15 protein-coding genes are annotated in these 19,240 nt (G+C 55.5%); 9 read left to right on the top strand and 6 right to left on the bottom strand.

All coding sequences use genetic code 11. The features are described 5' to 3' along the window. The first annotated feature begins 371 nt into the window (after positions 1 to 371). From A3466_RS14720 to A3466_RS14700, 5 genes are all read left to right on the top strand, one after another. Positions 372 to 2,501: a TonB-dependent siderophore receptor gene (locus A3466_RS14720; RefSeq protein ID WP_063451161.1), complete on the top strand. Its 2,130-nt coding sequence runs from the start codon at positions 372 to 374 to the stop codon at positions 2,499 to 2,501. Between the two features lie 265 nt (positions 2,502 to 2,766). Beyond that, positions 2,767 to 3,402 (top strand): response regulator transcription factor, encoded by a 636-nt coding sequence (locus A3466_RS14715; RefSeq protein ID WP_063451160.1) that lies wholly within the window; start codon positions 2,767 to 2,769, stop codon positions 3,400 to 3,402. After that, positions 3,389 to 6,541: an ATP-binding protein gene (locus tag A3466_RS14710; RefSeq protein ID WP_063451159.1), complete on the top strand. Its 3,153-nt coding sequence runs from the start codon at positions 3,389 to 3,391 to the stop codon at positions 6,539 to 6,541. Before A3466_RS14715 ends, A3466_RS14710 begins: the two co-directional genes overlap by 14 nt. A 126-nt stretch (positions 6,542 to 6,667) precedes the next feature. After that, the gene (locus A3466_RS14705; protein ID WP_063451158.1) at positions 6,668 to 7,102 is read left to right on the top strand and encodes a DUF1090 domain-containing protein; all 435 of its coding nucleotides are present in this window, start codon (positions 6,668 to 6,670) and stop codon (positions 7,100 to 7,102) included. Positions 7,103 to 7,155: 53 nt separating this feature from the next. Further along, on the top strand, positions 7,156 to 9,279 hold the full coding sequence (locus A3466_RS14700) for a fimbria/pilus outer membrane usher protein (protein ID WP_063451157.1): 2,124 nt from the start codon (positions 7,156 to 7,158) through the stop codon (positions 9,277 to 9,279). Positions 9,280 to 9,345: 66 nt separating this feature from the next. Here A3466_RS14700 and parE read toward each other — a convergent pair whose 3' ends face one another. The 5 genes from parE to nudF are packed head-to-tail and all read right to left on the bottom strand — an operon-like array spanning position 9,346 to position 13,754. Further along, positions 9,346 to 11,238 carry a DNA topoisomerase IV subunit B gene (gene parE, locus A3466_RS14695; RefSeq protein WP_063451156.1) on the bottom strand — a complete coding sequence of 631 codons (1,893 nt, stop codon included), beginning with the start codon at positions 11,236 to 11,238 and terminating at the stop codon, positions 9,346 to 9,348. Between the two features lie 28 nt (positions 11,239 to 11,266). After that, positions 11,267 to 11,848 carry an esterase YqiA gene (gene yqiA, locus A3466_RS14690; RefSeq protein ID WP_063451155.1) on the bottom strand — a complete coding sequence of 194 codons (582 nt, stop codon included), beginning with the start codon at positions 11,846 to 11,848 and terminating at the stop codon, positions 11,267 to 11,269. Further along, positions 11,848 to 12,675 carry a 3',5'-cyclic-AMP phosphodiesterase gene (gene cpdA, locus A3466_RS14685; protein WP_063451154.1) on the bottom strand — a complete coding sequence of 276 codons (828 nt, stop codon included), beginning with the start codon at positions 12,673 to 12,675 and terminating at the stop codon, positions 11,848 to 11,850. The genes yqiA and cpdA overlap by 1 nt, the downstream gene beginning before the upstream one ends. 27 nt (positions 12,676 to 12,702) lie before the next feature. Further along, positions 12,703 to 13,125: a DUF1249 family protein gene (locus A3466_RS14680; protein WP_063451153.1), complete on the bottom strand. Its 423-nt coding sequence runs from the start codon at positions 13,123 to 13,125 to the stop codon at positions 12,703 to 12,705. Continuing rightward, complete coding sequence (gene nudF / locus A3466_RS14675; protein ID WP_063451152.1) at positions 13,122 to 13,754, bottom strand: ADP-ribose diphosphatase; 633 nt, start codon at positions 13,752 to 13,754, stop codon at positions 13,122 to 13,124. Before nudF ends, A3466_RS14680 begins: the two co-directional genes overlap by 4 nt. Positions 13,755 to 13,958: 204 nt before the next feature. Between nudF and tolC the strand changes: the two genes are divergently transcribed. The 3 genes from tolC (at position 13,959) to A3466_RS14660 (ending at position 17,459) form a co-directional block, all read left to right on the top strand. After that, entirely contained in the window at positions 13,959 to 15,437 is a 1,479-nt protein-coding gene (tolC, locus tag A3466_RS14670) for an outer membrane channel protein TolC (protein ID WP_063451151.1), read from the top strand. A gap of 193 nt (positions 15,438 to 15,630) precedes the next feature. Further along, complete coding sequence (locus tag A3466_RS14665) at positions 15,631 to 16,296, top strand: DUF1190 family protein (protein WP_063451150.1); 666 nt, start codon at positions 15,631 to 15,633, stop codon at positions 16,294 to 16,296. A gap of 2 nt (positions 16,297 to 16,298) precedes the next feature. Next, positions 16,299 to 17,459 carry a glutathionylspermidine synthase family protein gene (locus tag A3466_RS14660; protein WP_063451149.1) on the top strand — a complete coding sequence of 387 codons (1,161 nt, stop codon included), beginning with the start codon at positions 16,299 to 16,301 and terminating at the stop codon, positions 17,457 to 17,459. Between the two features lie 82 nt (positions 17,460 to 17,541). Here the strand turns inward: A3466_RS14660 and ygiD are convergent, their stop codons facing one another. Then, entirely contained in the window at positions 17,542 to 18,330 is a 789-nt protein-coding gene (gene ygiD / locus A3466_RS14655; protein ID WP_063451148.1) for a 4,5-DOPA dioxygenase extradiol, read from the bottom strand. Positions 18,331 to 18,460: 130 nt separating this feature from the next. On the opposite strand from ygiD, the gene zupT reads away from it, so the two are divergent. Beyond that, complete coding sequence (zupT, locus tag A3466_RS14650; protein ID WP_063451147.1) at positions 18,461 to 19,234, top strand: zinc transporter ZupT; 774 nt, start codon at positions 18,461 to 18,463, stop codon at positions 19,232 to 19,234. Positions 19,235 to 19,240: the final 6 nt, after the last annotated feature.

Below are 19,240 nucleotides of genomic sequence, written 5' to 3'. Positions count from 1 at the left end.
ATGCCAACGTAAATAATAAATAAAAATAAAACTCATTCTCTTTTAAGGAGTTTGCCGCTGCGCCGTGTAGTAGTCAAGCCATGTAAAGCCCTAAAAAACCAGGGATGAATACATAACACAACACAGTCACGAATAAATATTTATGGTTTTATCTCAGTAAGTTAAACATCTAAAGTCGCGCTAGACAGCCGCGACAACCCGCTGTAGTCGATTTTTTCTTTTTTTCATTTACTACTACATTTGCGCATGTTTGAATGATTCTCAATTACAAGTTCGATGCTATTCAGGCTAACGAACAGACCGTAAGGGCAATGACTCACACATTTCTCCGCGAGCCTTCACTCGCCGGATTTTTCGGGATAACAGATTTAATGGCTAAATTCACACCTTCATTCTCTGGGATAAAAGGGCGCGCGCTCCTTTCACTGTTGTTTATAGCTCCCCTGGTACATGCAGCGGCAAAAGACGGCGACACCCTGACCGTTACCGCCGATCCGAATGCTACTCTTGACGCTACCAGCGGCTACCAGCCCCTGAACACCTCCACCGCCACGCTAACCAACATGCCGATGCTGGACATTCCGCAGGTGGTGAACACGGTTAGCGACAAAGTGCTGGAAGATCAACACGCGAAGACGCTCGACGAGGCGCTGTATAACGTCAGCAACGTGGTGCAGACCAACACCCTGGGCGGCACGCAAGATGCCTTTGTGCGGCGCGGTTTTGGTGCCAACCGCGACGGGTCGATCATGACCAACGGCCTGCGTACCGTGCTGCCACGCAGCTTTAACGCGTCAACCGAGCGCGTGGAAGTGCTCAAAGGTCCGGCCTCAACGCTGTACGGGATCCTCGACCCCGGCGGGCTGATTAACGTGGTGACCAAGCGCCCGGAGACCCACTTTGGCGGCTCGCTATCAGCCACCTCCTCGAGCTTTGGCGGCGGCACCGGGCAGTTCGATGTCACAGGCCCGGTTGAAGGCACGCGGCTGGCATATCGTCTGACGGGTGAATATCAGGACGAAGATTACTGGCGCAATTTTGGCACCGAGCGCAGCACTTTTATCGCCCCGTCGCTGACCTGGTTCGGCGATGATGCCACCGTGACGGTGCTCTATTCGCATCGCGACTATAAGACGCCGTTCGATCGCGGGACAATTTTCGATCTCAATACTAAGCAGCCGGTAAACGTGGATCGCAAAACGCGCTTTGACGAGCCGTTTAACGTCACTGACGGGCAGTCCGATCTCGCTCAGCTCAACGCGGAGTATCGCCTCAACGGCCAGTGGACCGCGAAGTTCGACTACAGCTTTAGTCAGGACAAATACAGCGATAACCAGGCGCGCGTGATGGCCTACGATTCAAAAACCGGCAATCTGACTCGCCGCGTGGATGCCACGCAGGGATCGACCCAGCGGATGCACGTCACCCGCGCAGATCTTCAGGGGAACGTGGATATCGCAGGCTTCTACAATGAGATCCTGACCGGCATCTCGTATGAGAATTACGACCTGCTGCGCACGGATATGATCCGCTGCAAGAACGTTAAAGGTTTCAATATTTACAACCCGACGTATGGCGATATTGGCCAGTGCACCACCGTTTCAGCCTCCGACAGCGACCAGACCATCAGGCAGGAGAGCTACTCCGCCTATGCGCAGGACGCGCTGTACCTGACCGATAAATGGATTGCCGTTGCCGGTCTGCGCTACCAGTATTACACCCAGTACGCGGGCAAAGGCCGTCCGTTTAACGTGAATACCGACAGCCGCGACGACCAGTGGACGCCGAAGCTGGGCCTGGTTTACAAGCTCACGCCTGCGGTCTCTTTATTTGCCAACTATTCCCAGACGTTCATGCCGCAATCATCGATTGCAAGCTACATCGGCAACCTACCGCCAGAGACGTCAAATGCTTATGAAATCGGCGCTAAGTTCGACCTGTTTAACGGAATTACGGCTAATATCGCTCTGTTTGATATTCACAAGCGCAACGTGCTGTATACCGAGAGCGTGGGTGACGAAACCGTGGCTAAAACCGCAGGCCGTGTGCGCTCGCAGGGCGTGGAGGTGGATCTCGCCGGATCGCTTACGGAGAACACCAATATTATCGCGAGCTATGGCTATACCGACGCGAAAGTGCTGGAAGATCCGGACTACGCGGGCAAACCGCTGCCGAACGTGCCTCGCCATACCGGCTCCCTGTTCCTGACGTACGATATTCACAACGCGTTTGCCGGGAATACGCTGACAATTGGCGGCGGCGGGCACGGCGTGAGCCGTCGCTCAGCAACCAACGGCGCGGATTATTATCTGCCGGGCTATTTCGTGGCGGATGCATTTGCGGCGTACAAAATAAAGCTGCAATATCCGGTGACGCTACAGGTGAACGTGAAGAACCTGTTTGATAAGACCTACTACACCTCGTCGATTGCAACCAACAACCAGGGGAACCAGATTGGCGACCCGCGTGAAGTGCAGTTTACGGTGAAGATGGCGTTTTAATAAGAACGGCCCGGTGGCGATACCCTTTACCGGGCCAGGACTTTTAACAGGAAAAATCTTAATTGACCCGATAGCGAACAATCTCCGCATTTCATTTTATTCTTTATTCGGAATAAGCCGCGCCGAAATAGTAAAAGCTTCCTTAATCCTGGCTGCAAATTCTTAAATCCAGCCATTTACTATATCGTTCTTATGCGCTGTTGATTACTATATTGCCCCTCAGGTAGAAGGAGTCAGTGAAGCCACCAAAAGGACAAGCGGTAGTATGATTTCGATTTTGCTTGCAGACGATCATCCAGCAATTTGCTTTGCTTTAAAGGTACTGCTGGAGAAGCACGGAGATATGGTCGTCAGTACCTCTACAGGTGAAAAACTGCTGTCTCAGCTGCATCAGCAGCGTCCGGACCTATTAATTCTGGATCTCGAACTTAAGCACGCCGATGGCCTCGACCTGTTGCCCCGAATTAAACAACACTTGCCGGAACTTAAAATCCTGATCTTTACCAGCCAGTCAGCAGGGTTATATGCGCTGAGAACGCTTCAGGCCGGGGCGCAGGGCTTTATCAATAAAAATATGCCGCTGGAAAACGTTGAGCCACTGTGCCGGCTTATTATGGCGGGCTATCAATGTTTTCCCGAGGGAACGCTGTTCAAAGCCGCCAGCGTCAATGAAAAAAGCGATGCGCCTGAATCACTATCAAGCCGCTTCTCGGATCGCGAAATGGCCGTTCTCAATTACCTGAAACAGGGCAAAAGTAACAAAGAGATTGCCGATCTCCTGATGCTCAGCAATAAAACCATTAGCACCTATAAAACCCGGATGCTGCAAAAATGTGGCTGCAACGATCTCAATCAGCTGATTTCACTGATCTTCAGAGAGTCTGATAATGAGAATACTTAGCGGACTACTGCTGTTGCTCGTCGCGTTTATGGCTCAAGGTGCGACGGCGCAAGAACCCCTAAAGCTTCTCTCCCGAAGTATGGAGACGATTGCCGACCCGGGGCTGAGTGCAAGCGAATGGCGCTGGCTGCGTGAACACCGCAAAATCCGCCTGGCCGTCTGGCTGCCGATGTCGCCGCCTTATGACATTACCACCGGCCTGAATGATTACGGTGGCATCAATGCCGATTTCATCGGTCTGGCGGCAGATAACCTTGGCGTCGAAATAGAGGTGATTCGCTACCCAAACTATCAGGCTGCACTGGAAGCGTTACGCGCAGGGGAAGCCGATTTCATCGCGCAGGCCAGCGATAACCAGCATCATCAGGGGCTGATACTGAGCCATCCTTACAGCCCAAATTCTGCCGTTGAAGTGGTCAATAACGAAGCCACACAGGATGATGCGGTCAGAAAGATTGCCATCGCGCCGGGCTACGATCCTCAACGCGTCCTGGAGCGCTACCCGAATGCGGAGATCGTCCCCTTCTATTCACCACGCCATGCGCTGGAAGCACTCGCGTTTCGAAAAATTGACCTTTTCTTTTGCGATGGCGTCACCGCTCGCTATCTGGTGAACCAGTCCAACATCAGCAACTTACTTATTCGCCCTCTCGACACCCCCTTCCCCGTTTCAGGATTTTCCTTTGCGGCAATGCCAAAGATGCACATCTGGATCACGGTGTTGAATAACTTTCTGGCCGCGTTACCGGAAAGTGCGAGCGTAGAGATACACCGTCGGTGGAATGGCGGTATCCCGCTTTCACTCAGCGAGCAGAAACCGGTCTTTACGTCGCTGGAGAATAAATGGATTGATGAGCACAAACGTATACGGGTGGCAGTGGCCGAGGATAACCCACCGATTGCCTTTTTTGATAAAGGCGGCAAGATGCGTGGCATTATTGCCGATGTCCTGACCGCATTACAGCTTCGCACCGGGTTTACCTTTGTTATCCAGCGTTTTCCTACCCAAAGGGCGGCCCTGGCGTCGGTAAAAGCGGGAAAATCGGACTTGGTTGCAGGCGTGACGCAGGGGGATATCTGGCGCACCGATTTACTGACCACCCGCACCTGGCTCTATAACTCCTGGGTGATGGTCGGACAAGCGCATTCTGTTCCTGGCGCGGTGAGTCCCGGCGTACTCAGCCTGGACGGGCAGTCGCCCGAAGAGTGGTTACGTAAGCAGAGCGGGGGCCAAACGGAAAAGGTCGACACCTGGCGACAGGGGCTTAACCGCATTGTTCACAGTAACGACAAGATGATGGCCATGCCGCTGATCGTCGCCAATACGCTCCTGGCGAATAAAGAGTATGCCGCGCTCCGTATTCTGGGAAGCATCGACATCGACCCAATGCGATTCTCGTTCGGGGCGTCCCGCCAGTCCTGGCCTTTGATCACCATTCTCAATAAAGCGCTCATTAATATTCCGCCGGAGGATCTCCATGCCCTGACCCGTGGCGGAAATGCGGGTAACAGCTTCACGTCGACAGGACCAAAACAGGTCGCGCTGAGCACGGTAGTGAGCGTCGGACTGGCAATCGCATTTTTTCTCTGCCTCGCCGCCGCGTGGGGTTATCGTCGCCATCTGCACTATCAGCAGCGCATGCTGAAAATCATTTCGGCCCAGCGACAATCCAGGAAACTTGCGCACCGCGCCAGCCGTGCTAAGAGCGCGTTTCTGACAACCATGAGCCACGAGATACGCACACCGATCGGCGCCATCATGGGGATGCTGGAGCTCGTGATGAAACGCCCTGGTGATACTCAGCAAAATCGCCAGTCCGTGCAGGTGGCGTGGGATGCCGCCCAGGCCCTGCTGGATTTGATCGGCAACATACTCGATGTGTCGCGTATCGAATCTGGCCGTCTGGTGCTTCGCCCCGAGCGTTCCTCGCTGCGCAAGCTGATTGAGGAGCCCGCCATGTTGTTCGAAGGCATGGCGGCGCAAAAAGGGCTGGCCTTCGTACTGGAACGTGATGCCGAACTGCGGGAGGACGTATTGGTCGATCGCAGCCGTTTCAGGCAGATTCTGGTTAACATCGTCGGAAACGCGATCAAATTCACCGAACGCGGACAGATAACGCTGAGCGTGCAGCTCGACGGACGTGACGAGGGCTATCTGCTGTTGCGTATCACGGTCGTCGACACCGGCGTAGGTATCGACGAGGCCACACAACAGCGGTTGTTCCAGCCCTTTGCTCAGGGAAACACCCCTAACGTTGCACAGGGGAGTGGGCTCGGCCTTTACATCTGCCGCACGTTAACAATGATGATGGGCGGCAGTTTAGCGATCCACAGCGAGCCTGGACAGGGAACGACGGTCACAGTCTCCCTTAAGCTGCCGATAATGGCAGAACGCCAGGATGTTCCTGATATACAGCCTGCGCCCCCGCTTTCTCGCCCCTCCCTGCGCGTTTTGATTGTCGATGATAATCCCGTGGGCAGAATGGTACTCAGCCAGCAGCTAAGCTGGCTCGGTCACTGCACGATCGATGCCGACAGCTCAGCCTCTGCGCTGGAAGCACTACAGCATGCGCAACCGGATGCGGTGATCACCGATTGCAATATGCCCGGCATGAGTGGGTTTGAGATGGCACAGATAATTCATACGAACTACCCCGACATTGTGGTCTTTGGCGCGACCGCTGACGCACGGGAAGTTGTCCGGGAGAGGGCAAGAGAAGCCGGTATGCGCCACTGTCTGTTTAAGCCGATCACACTCACTATGCTTGCGGAACTGCTGGCCCCCCTGAAGGGATCTGCCCCGATTGCCGCGAGGCCGCAAGGATCAATAGCGTGCAACCTGCCGCCCGAATTGCTGGAAGGGGATAACCTGCCCCTGTTCCTTTCGCTCCAGATTTCGGTCATTGATGAATCCCTTGCCCACCTGCGCGCCTGGCTCGTGACGCCGGATAACGCTCTGCGTGAGACGCTGCACAAACTGCGCGGCGGGCTGGCATTACTGGGCGTGCCCGTGTTGATAGCCCGCTGTGAAGCCCAGGAAGCCAACCCGGACCGCGACGGGCTCCACCAGCTATTAGCTGAACTTGAGCAGCTACGCGCCGAATTACAGCGTTGGTACGATTCAGGACGACAACCTTAATCCACGTCCTACATGCGTTGAGGACGCGTCTGCATCGTTTTGGCTATCCGCGTTGCAGTACTCTTTTGTTCACAGGAGATTGCCGGAGCATCCGTTCAGGCAATACATCAACAAAGGAGAAAGACTATGAAGAAATTAGTTTCCGTTCTGTCTGTCGTTGCAGCTGTTGGTATGTTCGCTACAGCATCAGCACACGCCGCTGAAAGCTGTGCTGCTAAAAGCGCTGCGCTGGAAAAAGAGATCAAAATTGCCCAGCAGTACGGCAATATCTACAAAGTGAATGGCCTGAAAAAAGCCCTGGCAGAAGTCAAAGCCCACTGTACTAACGCAAGCGTTCTGGCTGATGCCCAGAAAGACGTGCGTAAGCTGGAGAAAAAACTGGCTGAAAAACGTGGCGACGTTGCTGAAGTTCAGGCCGATCTGGCAGAAGCTAAAGCGAAGGGTGATGCTAAGAAGATCGCCAAGTACCAGAGAAAACTGGCCGAAAAACAGGCCGATCTGCGTGAAATTCAGCAAGAGCTGAATCAGGCTCGTGCTGAGCTGGCTGCCCTCAATAAATAAGCCATAGCGAGCTTAATCGTGGGCAGCAAAAGCTGCCCACGATGTAAACGCATATGCAGATTCACCCTGCAATTCGAGTGATGGTGCTGTTACTGACAGCAAACGCTGCGTCTGCAAATGAAAAGACATGGGTTATTCTTAATAACGACTATAAAGGCTCAATCTTTCTTGATTTTCACTCCGGTAAACCCTGCCTGACGCGTCCTCTCCTTGAAGAGTGGGGCGTAAAATCCTCCGTACTTGACAGGCTTCACTGGGACACGAGGGCATGTCTGAGCGCCGACTCGGCGAACGCCTTCGACCTCCAGTCCTGGTATCGTCCGGATGCCAGCCTGCTCACGCTTTTATTTCCCCAGGAGGCGTTTAACCCGCAACAAAACGGGGTCAGTACCAGCCGCTGGGATGATGGAATTAATGCCCTGTTTGTTAACTACCGGCTGGACGTTAATAACCAACGTGCGCAGTACCGTTGGGATACGCCGGGCACCGATGCAACGCTCGTTCTGGAAAATGGCCTCAACGTCGGGCCATGGCGCATGCGCTACCAGAATACATTCTGGCGAGAGGCGGACCGCCAGCACGGCTCTTACAGCAATTCAGCCTCTGTCTGGCGCAGTATCACCTCTATGCGCTCCCGGCTTAACCTTGGCGACGGTTACACCTCATCGAACCTGTTCGACAGTATGTCCTATCGGGGGATTTCCCTTGCCAGCGATGAGGCAATGTTCCCGGATAGCTGGCGGCCCTATTCGCCGCTGATTAACGGCTATGCGCGCAGCGAAGCGGAAGTCACGCTTCGCCAGAACGGCGAGCGCGTCTATCGCATTCACGTTCCGCCGGGGCCCTTTGTAATCCGTGATTTTTATCCACCAGATTTACAGGGCAACCTTGAGCTGACGATTCAGGAGAGCGACGGGAGCGAGCGTACCCGGTCCATTCCGTACTCGATCATGCCCAATCTGGTGCAGTATAAAATGTTCAGTTACGAGCTGGTCGCCGGGCGTTATAAACCCTTACACGGCGTTGAGCTGGATAAAGATCGTTTCTGGCAGAGCACGCTCTCCTGGGGCGTCGCCCCGCGCACTACCGTATTTGGAGGCATACAGCAGGGCGAAAATTACTTCAGCCATGTTGTGGGATTGGGCGGCAATATGGGCAAATGGGGAGCGTTATCTGCGGATGTACGTAACGCCCGTTACCGCCAGCAGGGCAAAGCGCTGAGCGGCAGCGTCGGGCGAATGCGTTATGCCAAAACATTTTTTCAAACCGAAACCAGCCTTAACGCCCAGCTTCAGTGGTACCCGCGCGGTAGCCAGTATCGTTCGCTTGAGGAGCGGTTAAACCGCGCCTCGGTGCTGGCCTGGGGTTTCGATGATGACACCACCCAGCGCGCCCTTGAGGGCCAGATTGAGATGACGCAAAACTTCGACGAAAACTCGAGTCTGAGCCTCTCGTGGCGCTGGCTGAAATCACGCGCTCGCGAGGCGGGCAGTAACAGCCTCACCCTGAGTTTGGACGCCAGCTGGGAGGACGTCGATTTTTCGCTTTATGGCGGCTATGACCGCTACGGCGACTCTGCCCCGGAATCAACGCTGGGGTTTAACATCAGCATTCCCTTCAGTATTGGAAGCCATTTTACCAATGTGGCATTGGTTTCCGACCTCGCCAGCCGAAACAAGAATACCCATGGAATCAACGTCAATGGCTCGCTGCTGGATGATTATAGCCTGCGCTATGACGTGACGGCGGAGCATAGCGAACACGGGAACGATGCCCTGAAAAGCAGTATCGGCTATCAGTACAACAGCGGGGAGCTGAACGTCAGTATGACCCGCAGCGGCACGCAACGTGATTATCATGGTGACGTCAGCGGCAGCGTGCTGTTATATCAGGAGGGGGTTGTCCTGGGCCAGACGCTGGGAAGTACTGCGGCACTGGTTCAGGTGCCAGGTTCGGCGAAGATTGGATTTTATAACCAGTTCGGTTCGACCACCAACGCAGAGGGCGATCTGCTGGTGAGTTACCTCACTCCCTGGCGAGTAAACCGCATCACGGTTGACAGCCTCAGCCTGCCAGAAGGGACTGATATGGATGTGAATGAGCTGGAGACCGTCCCCACCGACGGCGCAATTGTTAATCTGCGTTTTTTGAAACCGGAAAAGACAGCGTTTCGCTGACGGGATTATGGCGCAATGCCCCGGTGCCCGGCGATCCCTCAGCCTGGGAGGCTGAGGGCCAGTACATCAGGCTTCAATATCCGCCATATCGCCTTTCTCCTGTAGCCAGTTACGTCGGTCTTCAGAACGTTTCTTGGCCAGCAGCATGTCCATCACGGCGTTAGTTTGCTGTTCGTCTTCGTCGCTGATGGTCAGCTGCACCAGACGGCGAGTGTTCGGATCCAGCGTGGTTTCACGCAGCTGCATCGGGTTCATCTCGCCCAGCCCCTTAAAGCGCTGCACGTTCGGTTTTCCCTTCTTGCGTTTGAGCTGCTCCAGCACGCCCGCTTTCTCTTCTTCCGTCAGCGCATAGTAAACTTCTTTGCCGAGGTCGATACGGTACAGCGGCGGCAGCGCCACGTGGACGTGACCGTTTTTCACCAGCGTGCGGAAGTGCTTCACGAACAGCGCACAGAGCAGCGTGGCGATGTGCAGCCCATCGGAGTCCGCATCCGCGAGAATGCAGATCTTGCCGTAGCGCAGCTGGCTCAGATCGTCGCTGTCCGGATCGATGCCGATCGCTACGGAGATGTCGTGCACTTCCTGCGAGGCCAGCACTTCATCGGACGAGACTTCCCAGGTATTCAGGATCTTACCCTTGAGCGGCATGATCGCCTGATATTCACGATCGCGCGCCTGCTTGGCCGATCCGCCCGCCGAGTCCCCTTCCACGAGGAACAGCTCGGTGCGGTTGAGATCCTGCGCGGTACAGTCCGCCAGCTTGCCCGGCAGCGCGGGGCCGCTGGTCAGCTTTTTACGCACCACTTTCTTCGCGGCGCGCAGACGGCGCTGGGCGCTGGAGATGGCCATTTCAGCCAACATCTCAGCCGCCTGAACGTTCTGGTTCAGCCACAGGGTAAACGCATCTTTCACAACGCCGGAAACGAACGCCGCGCACTGGCGTGACGACAGGCGCTCTTTAGTCTGACCGGCAAACTGCGGATCCTGCATCTTCACGGAAAGCACGTAGGCGCAGCGGTCCCAGATATCTTCGGCGGAAAGCTTCACGCCGCGCGGCAGAATATTGCGGTATTCGCAGAACTCGCGCATCGCATCCAGCAGACCCTGACGCAGGCCGTTGACGTGCGTACCGCCAAGCATGGTTGGGATCAGGTTGACGTAGCTTTCGGTCAGCAGCTCGCCGCCTTCCGGCAGCCACAGCAGTGCCCAGTCAACCGCCTCGGTGTCACCTTCGAAATTACCGACGAACGGTTTTTCCGGCAGGGTCGGCAGGCCGTTAACCGCTTCGCTCAGGTAGTCGTTGAGACCCTTTTCGTAGCGCCAGCTCTGCTCGGTGTTGTTAACGTGATCCTTAAAGGTAATTTCCACGCCGGGGCACAGCACCGCTTTGGCTTTTAGCAGATGCGACAGGCGAGAAACGGAAAAACGTGGGCTGTCGAAGAAGCTTTCGTCAGGCCAGAAGTGGACGCTGGTGCCGGTGTTGCGCTTACCGCACGTCCCGACGACCTGCAAATCCTGTACCTTTTCGCCGTTTTCAAACGCGATGTTATAGACCTGACCGTCGCGACGGACGTTCACTTCCACGCGCTTCGACAGGGCGTTAACCACGGAGATCCCCACGCCGTGCAAACCGCCGGAGAACTGGTAGTTTTTGTTGGAGAACTTACCGCCCGCGTGCAGACGGCAGAGGATCAGCTCAACGGCAGGAACGCCCTCTTCCGGGTGAATATCCACCGGCATACCGCGGCCGTCGTCGATGACTTCCAGCGACTGATCGGCGTGCAGGATAACGTCCACGCGTTTGGCATGGCCTGCCAGCGCTTCGTCCACACTGTTATCAATTACTTCCTGGCCCAGGTGGTTTGGGCGCGTCGTATCGGTGTACATCCCCGGGCGGCGGCGAACCGGCTCAAGCCCGGTGAGTACCTCAATGGCATCAGCGTTATAGGTTTGCGTCATGATTTAAACTAGCAATTCGCATTGATTGTCAGTGGCTGTGCAGTCCAAGAAAATCGACAATCTGGGTGAAATGATCTTCAAAGCCCGTGAAAGCATGGTTTCCGCCCTCCTCTACAGTCTGGCGGCAGGATGCGTAATACGCCACTGCCTGGCGGTAATCCAGCACTTCATCTCCCGTCTGTTGCAGCAGCCAGATAAGATCGGGCGCTTCAAGCGGGTCGACCTGCATAACTTTGAGATCGTAAATATGGCGTGACTCTAGCACATATTGTTGGCCGGTGTAGGGGTTCTCGTTTTCACCGAGAAAGTCCCTTAACAGCTCAAATGGCCGGACCGCCGGGTTGACGACGACAGCGGGCAACATAAAGCACTGCGACAACCAGGTGGCGTAGTAGCCGCCGAGCGACGACCCGACAACGCCAAACGATTCGCCGCCATGTTCAAGCACAATCGATTCCAGCATCTCTGCCGCATCCGCCGGGTAGGGGGGCAGCTGCGGAATAATCATCTCCACGTACGGATGATGTTCGCTCAGCCATTGGCGAAACTGCGTCGCCTTTGCGGAACGCGGTGAACTGTTAAACCCATGGAGGTAAAGAAGCGTCGACATCAGTAGCCTTCTGAAGCGGTATCCGGGCGGAATTCAGCCCCGGCCAGACGGCAAACTTCGGTGGTCAGCGTGCCGTCGGCATGCAGTTCCAGCCAGCGCCAGCCCGGCGCGATAGTATCCAGCGTGAAGTTGGCGCAATGCGGCTTAAACTGCACGCAGGTGGATGGCGTCGCGAGCAGGCGGCGACCGTTCCAGTCGAGATCCTGCTCCTGGTGAATGTGCCCGCACAGCAAATGCTTCACGCGCGGGAATTTCGCCAGCACGCGGTCCAGCGCCGCTGAATTACGCAAGCTGTGCTGATCGAGCCAGCTACAGCCCGCCGGCAGCGGATGATGATGCAGTAGCAGCAGCGTATTGCGATCCGGCTCGGCGGCCAGTTTTGTCTCCAGCCAGTCAAGCTGATAGTCGCTCAACTCACCGTGCGGAACGCCAAACACCTGGCTGTCGAGGAGCAGAATTTGCCACTGGTCCCCCACAAAGACACATTTTGCCGGTGAAATCCCCGCATCCTGAAGCGAACTGTACATGGCGGGCTGAAAATCGTGGTTGCCGGGTAGCCAGACGCAAGGCACGCTAAAGCTCGCAATCCCTTCAGCGAAATGCTGATAGGCTGCGGAGGATTGATCCTGCGCCAGATCGCCCGTCGCGACGATCAGATCGCATGGCCGGTTTTCAGCATGAATTGCGCTAAGCACCGCCTGATAACTCTCCCAGGTGTTCACGCCCAGCAGAGTCTCATGCTTTTCGGCAAAAAGGTGGGTGTCGGTGATTTGTAATATCCTGACTGGCGCCCCACCAGCAACAGTCAGGTTCAACAGGCTTTCCAAATGGTGTCCTTAGGTAGGTTTATGACGCTAACAAACCGGAATCGCCATTGCTCCATGTGCTAAACAATATCTTAGCCAGTCGGCTAAAAACTGGTTAATTTGATGCTTTTCGTCGCGTTGATGCAACTTTTTATTCGGGTAATCATACCGCGCTTTAAAGCGAAAGATCTGCTGGCTTGAACACACTTCAGCGACCATCGCATCGTGATAAAGACGTACCGTCATCGACGGCAGGCTCCAGTAGCTGATTTTCGGCGCCGTTTGCTCAATTTCCACCAGCGTAGTGTAGCGCGTTGATTCTGTTATCGTTAACCGATACTGGGCGTTGCTCACCTGATAGCTCACCGTTTCGCCGGGTGCGTCGTTTCGCGGCAGCAGGCGGCGCAGCTGTGCGAAATTGGTTTCGCACAGGCGCATCATTTCTGGGAAGTCAGGCGTATAGCGCTTCATTTTTTCCACTCGTTTCGTAAACTCTGATAGTGCAGTTGCAGCCATTGCAGGGCAATGACAGACGCTGCGTTGTCGATTTTCCCCTCTTCTACCCATTGGTAAGCCTGCTCCCGACTCACCACATGAACCCGAATATCTTCGTTTTCATCTGCCAGACCGTGGATCCCTTCCGCTGTCGTGGCGTCCACTTCGCCCACCATAATAAATGAACGTTCCGTTGTACCGCCCGGGCTTGCCAGGTAGCTCAACACCGGTTTTGTCCGGCCTACCACCAGGCCCGCTTCTTCCAGCGCCTCGCGGCGAGCGACGTCCTCGACCGACTCACCTTCTTCAATCATCCCGGCCACCATTTCCAGCAGCCACGGGGTTTCGCTGGTATCATAAGCCGCAATGCGAACCTGCTCGACCAGCACAACTTCATCACGCACTGGGTCAAAGGGTAGCAACACAGCCGCATGCCCGCGCTCAAAAATTTCGCGTTTGATCTCACCGCTCATTTCACCGTTAAACAGACGATGCCTGAAACGGTAAAGTTCCATTGAAAAAAAACCGCTATAAAGCGTTTCTCGTGCAATAATTTCTACATCGTTTTTGGCGAAGGTGACAGGCACGTTTTCTGGTTTTTGCATCGGTCAAGTCCTGGTAGCAATGGTGATGAAATTGTGAATTTCAAGGCTGTTTGGCTGCCGTTTGTATGGCTATATGGTAGATTGGAGCAAATTACCGCCAGATGGCACGTTACGCCAACCTTTTGGTGTGGATGATTCTGTTAGAATCGGCAATTATTTTTTAATTAGATCAGCGCTAATACTGCTTCACAACAAGGAATGCAAATGAAGAAATTGCTCCCCATCCTTATCGGCCTGAGCCTGACGGGCTTCAGTGCAATGAGCCAGGCAGAGAACCTGTTACAGGTCTACCAGCAGGCACGTCTGGGCAACCCTGATTTACGTAAATCGGCGGCCGATCGTGATGCTGCGTTTGAAAAGATTAACGAAGCACGTAGCCCACTGCTGCCGCAGTTAGGCTTAGGTGCCGATTATACCTACACTAACGGTTTTCGCGATAACAACGGCATCGACTCGAATGCCACCAGCGCCTCTTTACAGCTTACACAGACCCTGTTCGATATGTCCAAATGGCGTGAACTGAGTTTGCAGGAAAAGAGTGCGGGCATTCAGGACGTCACCTATCAGACCGATCAGCAAACGCTGATCCTTAACACCGCGACCGCGTATTTCCAGGTGCTGAGCGCGATTGACGCCCTCTCCTACACCGAAGCGCAGAAACAGGCGATTTACCGTCAGTTAGATCAAACCACCCAGCGTTTCAACGTGGGTCTGGTGGCGATCACTGACGTGCAGAACGCCCGTTCACAGTACGATACTGTACTGGCTAACGAAGTGACCGCACGTAACAACCTCGACAACGCGCTGGAAGCTCTGCGCCAGGTCACCGGTAACTACTATCCTGAGCTGGCCTCTCTGAACGTGGACAGCTTCAAGACGGACAAACCGCAGGCGGTAAACGCCCTGCTGAAAGAAGCGGAAAACCGCAACCTGACCCTGTTGCAGGCTCGCCTGAGCCAGGATCTGGCACGCGAGCAGATCCGCCTTGCACAGGATGGTCACCTGCCAACCCTGAGCCTGAGCGCCTCGACCGGCGTATCGGATACCAGCTACAGCGGCTCTAAAACGACGTCTCAGGCCTATGACGATAGCAACGTTGGTCAGAACAAAGTGGGCCTGAGCTTCTCTCTGCCGCTGTACCAGGGCGGGATGGTTAACTCCCAGGTTAAACAGGCGCAGTACAACTTTGTTGGCGCAAGCGAGCAGCTGGAAAGCGCGCACCGCAACGTGGTGCAGACCGTGCGTTCTTCCTTTAACAACGTGAACGCGTCTATCAGCAGCATCAACGCTTACAAACAGGCCGTTGTCTCTGCGCAAAGCTCTCTGGACGCGATGGAAGCGGGCTACTCCGTCGGTACGCGTACCATCGTTGACGTGTTAGACGCAACGACCACGCTGTATAACGCTAAGCAGCAGCTCTCCAGCGCACGTTACCAGTACCTGATTAACCAGCTGAACATCAAGCAGGCTCTGGGTACGCTGAACGAGCAGGATCTGCAAATGCTAAACAGCACGCTGGGTAAACCGGTTTCCACGTCGCCTGACAGCGTCGCGCCGGAAAATCCAGAGCAGGATGCCGCGGTTGATAACTTCAACGCTAACGGCAGCATGCCAGCAGCGCAGCCAGCGGCCGCGCGTAGCACGGCACCTGCAAGCAGCGGTTCTAACCCGTTCCGTAACTAAGCATTGCCCGATGGCGCTTCGCTTATCGGGCCTACTGAATCGTAGGCCGGGTAAGCGCAGCGCCACCCGGCGCAAAATCCCCCCGAACGTAAGCCAACGTAAAGATCCCCTGCATTTCGCCCCTCTTCGCTTCATTTTCAACCACTCATCCTCTATCCTGAGCGTTATTACCACTGGGTCCCGGAAGACAAATATGAAACGGACAAAAACGATGAATCACGCGTCGTTCCGCAAAAGCTGGAACGCACGCCACCTGACACCTGTCGCGCTGGCGGTCACTGCCGTCTTTATGCTGGCAGGCTGTGAGCAAAGCGACGAAACGGTTTCGCTATATCAAAACGCCGACGACTGCGCGAGCGCAACCGGTAAAGCCGCCGAATGTACAACGGCCTATAACAACGCCCTGAAAGAAGCGGAACGTACCGCGCCGAAATATGCCTCACGCGAAGACTGTGTCGCTGAATTCGGTGAAGGCCAGTGCCAGCAGGCCCCGGCTCAGGCGGGTATGGCACCGGAAAACCAGGCGCAGGCTCAGTCCAGCGGCAGCTTCTGGATGCCACTGATGGCGGGCTATATGATGGGCCGTCTGATGAGCGGCGGTGCGGGCTATCAGCAGCAGCCGCTGTTTAGCTCCAAAAACCCGAACAGCCCGGCGTACGGCAAATACACTGATGCCACCGGCAAGGGTTACGGCGCAGCAACGCCGGGCCGTACGATGACCGTACCGAAAACCGCGATGGCACCGAAACCCGCAACCACCAGCACCATCACCCGTGGCGGCTTCGGTGAGTCCGTGGCGAAACAAACCACCATGCAGCGTAGTGCGGCCGGCTCTTCGACTCGCTCAATGGGCGGCTGATCATGGAACGAGTCAGTATTGTCGAGCGCCCGGACTGGCGCGAAAAAGCCACCGAATATGGTTTCAACTTTCACACCATGTACGGCGAGCCGTACTGGTGTGAAGACGCTTACTATAAGCTCACGCTCGCTCAGGTTGAAAAGCTTGAAGAGGTGACCGCTGAGCTGCACCAGATGTGCCTGAAGGTGGTCGAGAAAGTTATCGACAGCGATGCGCTGATGACCAAATTCCGCATTCCAAAGCACACCTGGAGCTTCATTCGTCAGTCCTGGAAAACGAATCAGCCTTCGCTTTACTCTCGCCTCGATCTGGCATGGGACGGCGTGGGTGAACCGAAGCTGTTAGAAAACAACGCGGATACGCCAACCTCGCTGTACGAAGCCGCATTCTTCCAGTGGATCTGGCTGGAAGATCAGGCGAACGCCGGAAACCTGCCGGAAGGCAGCGACCAGTTCAACAGCCTACAGGAAAAGCTGATTGAGCGTTTCGCCGAACTGCGTGAACAGCACGGTTTCAACCTGCTGCACCTCGCCTGCTGCCGCGATACTGAAGAAGATCGCGGTACGGTTCAGTATTTGCAGGACTGCGCAGCCGAAGCGGAAGTGGCGACGGAGTTCCTCTATATCGAAGATATCGGTTTAGGTGAAAAAGGTCAGTTTACGGACATGCAGGATCAGGTAATCAGCAACCTGTTCAAGCTCTATCCGTGGGAATACATGCTGCGCGAGATGTTCTCGACCAAACTGGAAGACGCCGGCGTGCGCTGGCTGGAACCGGCCTGGAAGAGCATTATCTCCAATAAAGCCCTGCTGCCGATGCTGTGGGAGATGTTCCCGAACCACCCGAACCTGCTGCCTGCGTACTTTGCCGAAGATGAGTTCCCGCCGATGGAGAAATACGTCGTTAAGCCGATCTTCTCTCGCGAAGGCGCGAACGTCTCCATTATCGAAAACGGTAAAACGCTGGAAGCGGTTGAAGGGCCATACGGTGAAGAAGGGATGATCGTCCAGCAGTTTTATCAACTGCCGAAGTTTGGCGACAGCTATACGCTGATCGGCAGCTGGCTTATTAACGATCAACCTGCCGGGATTGGCATTCGCGAAGATCGCGCACTGATTACGCAGGATCTGTCACGGTTCTATCCGCATATTTTTGTTGAATAAGACTTGCCCGGTGGCGCTACGCTTACCGGGCCTACTCTCAACATGTAGGCCGGATAAGGCGAAGCCGCCACCCGGCATGTTTTTATCCCACCTGCACCGACAGCATACTCAAACTCCCCATCTCAATGCCGTCGACCGGGAGGGTAATCGCCTCCTGACCATCCCACGTGCCTAACACATACAGCAGCGGCAGGAAGTGATCCGCCGTGGGGTTAGAGAGCGAACCGCCTTCGTGATCCAGATAGTTCACCAGCGGATGCTGTTCAACCGGCCCCTGCCAGGCGAGGTTGTCTTTCACATAGTCGTTAAAAGACGTCGCCCAGGGATACGGGGTATTCTCCCCATGCCAGCGCACCGTGCGCAGGTTATGCACCACGTTACCGCTCGCGACCAGCATGATGCCTTCATCACGCAGGGTTGCCAGCTTACGGCCCATCTCCATGTGCCAGGCCGCTGGTTTGGTGCTGTCGATGCTCAGCTGCACCATCGGGATATCGGCCTCGGGATACATTTTAATCAGGACGCCCCAGGAGCCATGGTCAAAGCCCCAGGCTTCTTTATCCAGCGCCACCGGAACCGGTGCGAGCAGATCCACCAGCCGCTGCGCCAGCGCAGGGGAGCCGGGCGCAGGATAGTGCGTGTCATACAGGGCCTGCGGAAAGCCGCCAAAGTCATGGATAGTTTTCGGCGCTTCCATGGCCGTTACGCCGGTACCACGGGTAAACCAGTGCGCAGACACCACCACAATCGCCTTCGGTCGCGGCAACGTCTCGCCCAGGTGTCGCCAGGTGCGGGTATAGACATTGTCTTCCAGAACGTTCATTGGGCTGCCATGGCCTAAAAACAGTGCTGGCATACGAGATGAAGACATGGTGATATCCTTACAGGAGGTGTCAATTTGATGGTTCTACATTACGCGCATTCAGGTGAAGATGAACGCAGATAACCGTGAAGATCATCATCAGGAAATTTGAATGTCAGATACAGCTTAAGGAGAGTGCATGTCAGTACCCTTGATTTTGACCGTACTTGCGGGTGCCGCGACCTTTATCGGCGCGTTCCTCGGCGTGCTCGGACAAAAACCGTCTAACCGCCTTCTGGCCTTTTCGCTGGGTTTCGCCGCCGGGATCATGCTGCTTATCTCGCTGATGGAGATGCTGCCCGCAGCCCTTCATACCGAGGGGATGTCGCCAGTGCTGGGCTACGGCATGTTCATCGTCGGCCTGCTGGGCTATTTTGCGCTCGACCGCATGCTGCCTCACGCGCACCCTCAGGATCTGATGCAAAAGAGCGCGGCTCCCCTTCCGGGCAACATCAAGCGCACGGCCATCCTGCTGACGCTCGGCATCAGCCTGCATAACTTTCCGGAAGGCGTTGCCACCTACGTCACGGCCAGCAGCAATCTGGAAATGGGGTTTGGCGTAGCGCTGGCGGTAGCCTTACACAATATTCCTGAAGGACTTGCCGTTGCCGGCCCGGTCTACGCGGCCACCGGTTCAAAACGGACTGCCGTACTCTGGGCTGGGGTTTCCGGCCTGGCTGAAATTCTTGGCGGCGTGCTGGCGTGGCTGATCCTCGGCAGCCTCGTTTCGCCTGTGGTGATGGCCGCTATCATGGCGGCGGTGGCCGGGATCATGGTCGCACTCTCGGTCGATGAGCTGATGCCGCTGGCGAAAGAGATCGATCCTAACAATAATCCCAGCTACGGCGTGCTGTGCGGCATGTCGGTGATGGGGTTAAGCCTGGTTCTGCTGCAAACGGCAGGTATAGGCTGACTCGGA

Origin of the sequence: Enterobacter genomosp. S (genome assembly GCF_001631805.1) — a bacterium.
In the GTDB taxonomy this organism is placed as follows: domain Bacteria; phylum Pseudomonadota; class Gammaproteobacteria; order Enterobacterales; family Enterobacteriaceae; genus Enterobacter; species Enterobacter quasihormaechei.
The sequence above is the reverse complement of the archived record's forward strand: the minus strand, read 5'-3'. Positions and strand labels throughout refer to the sequence as shown.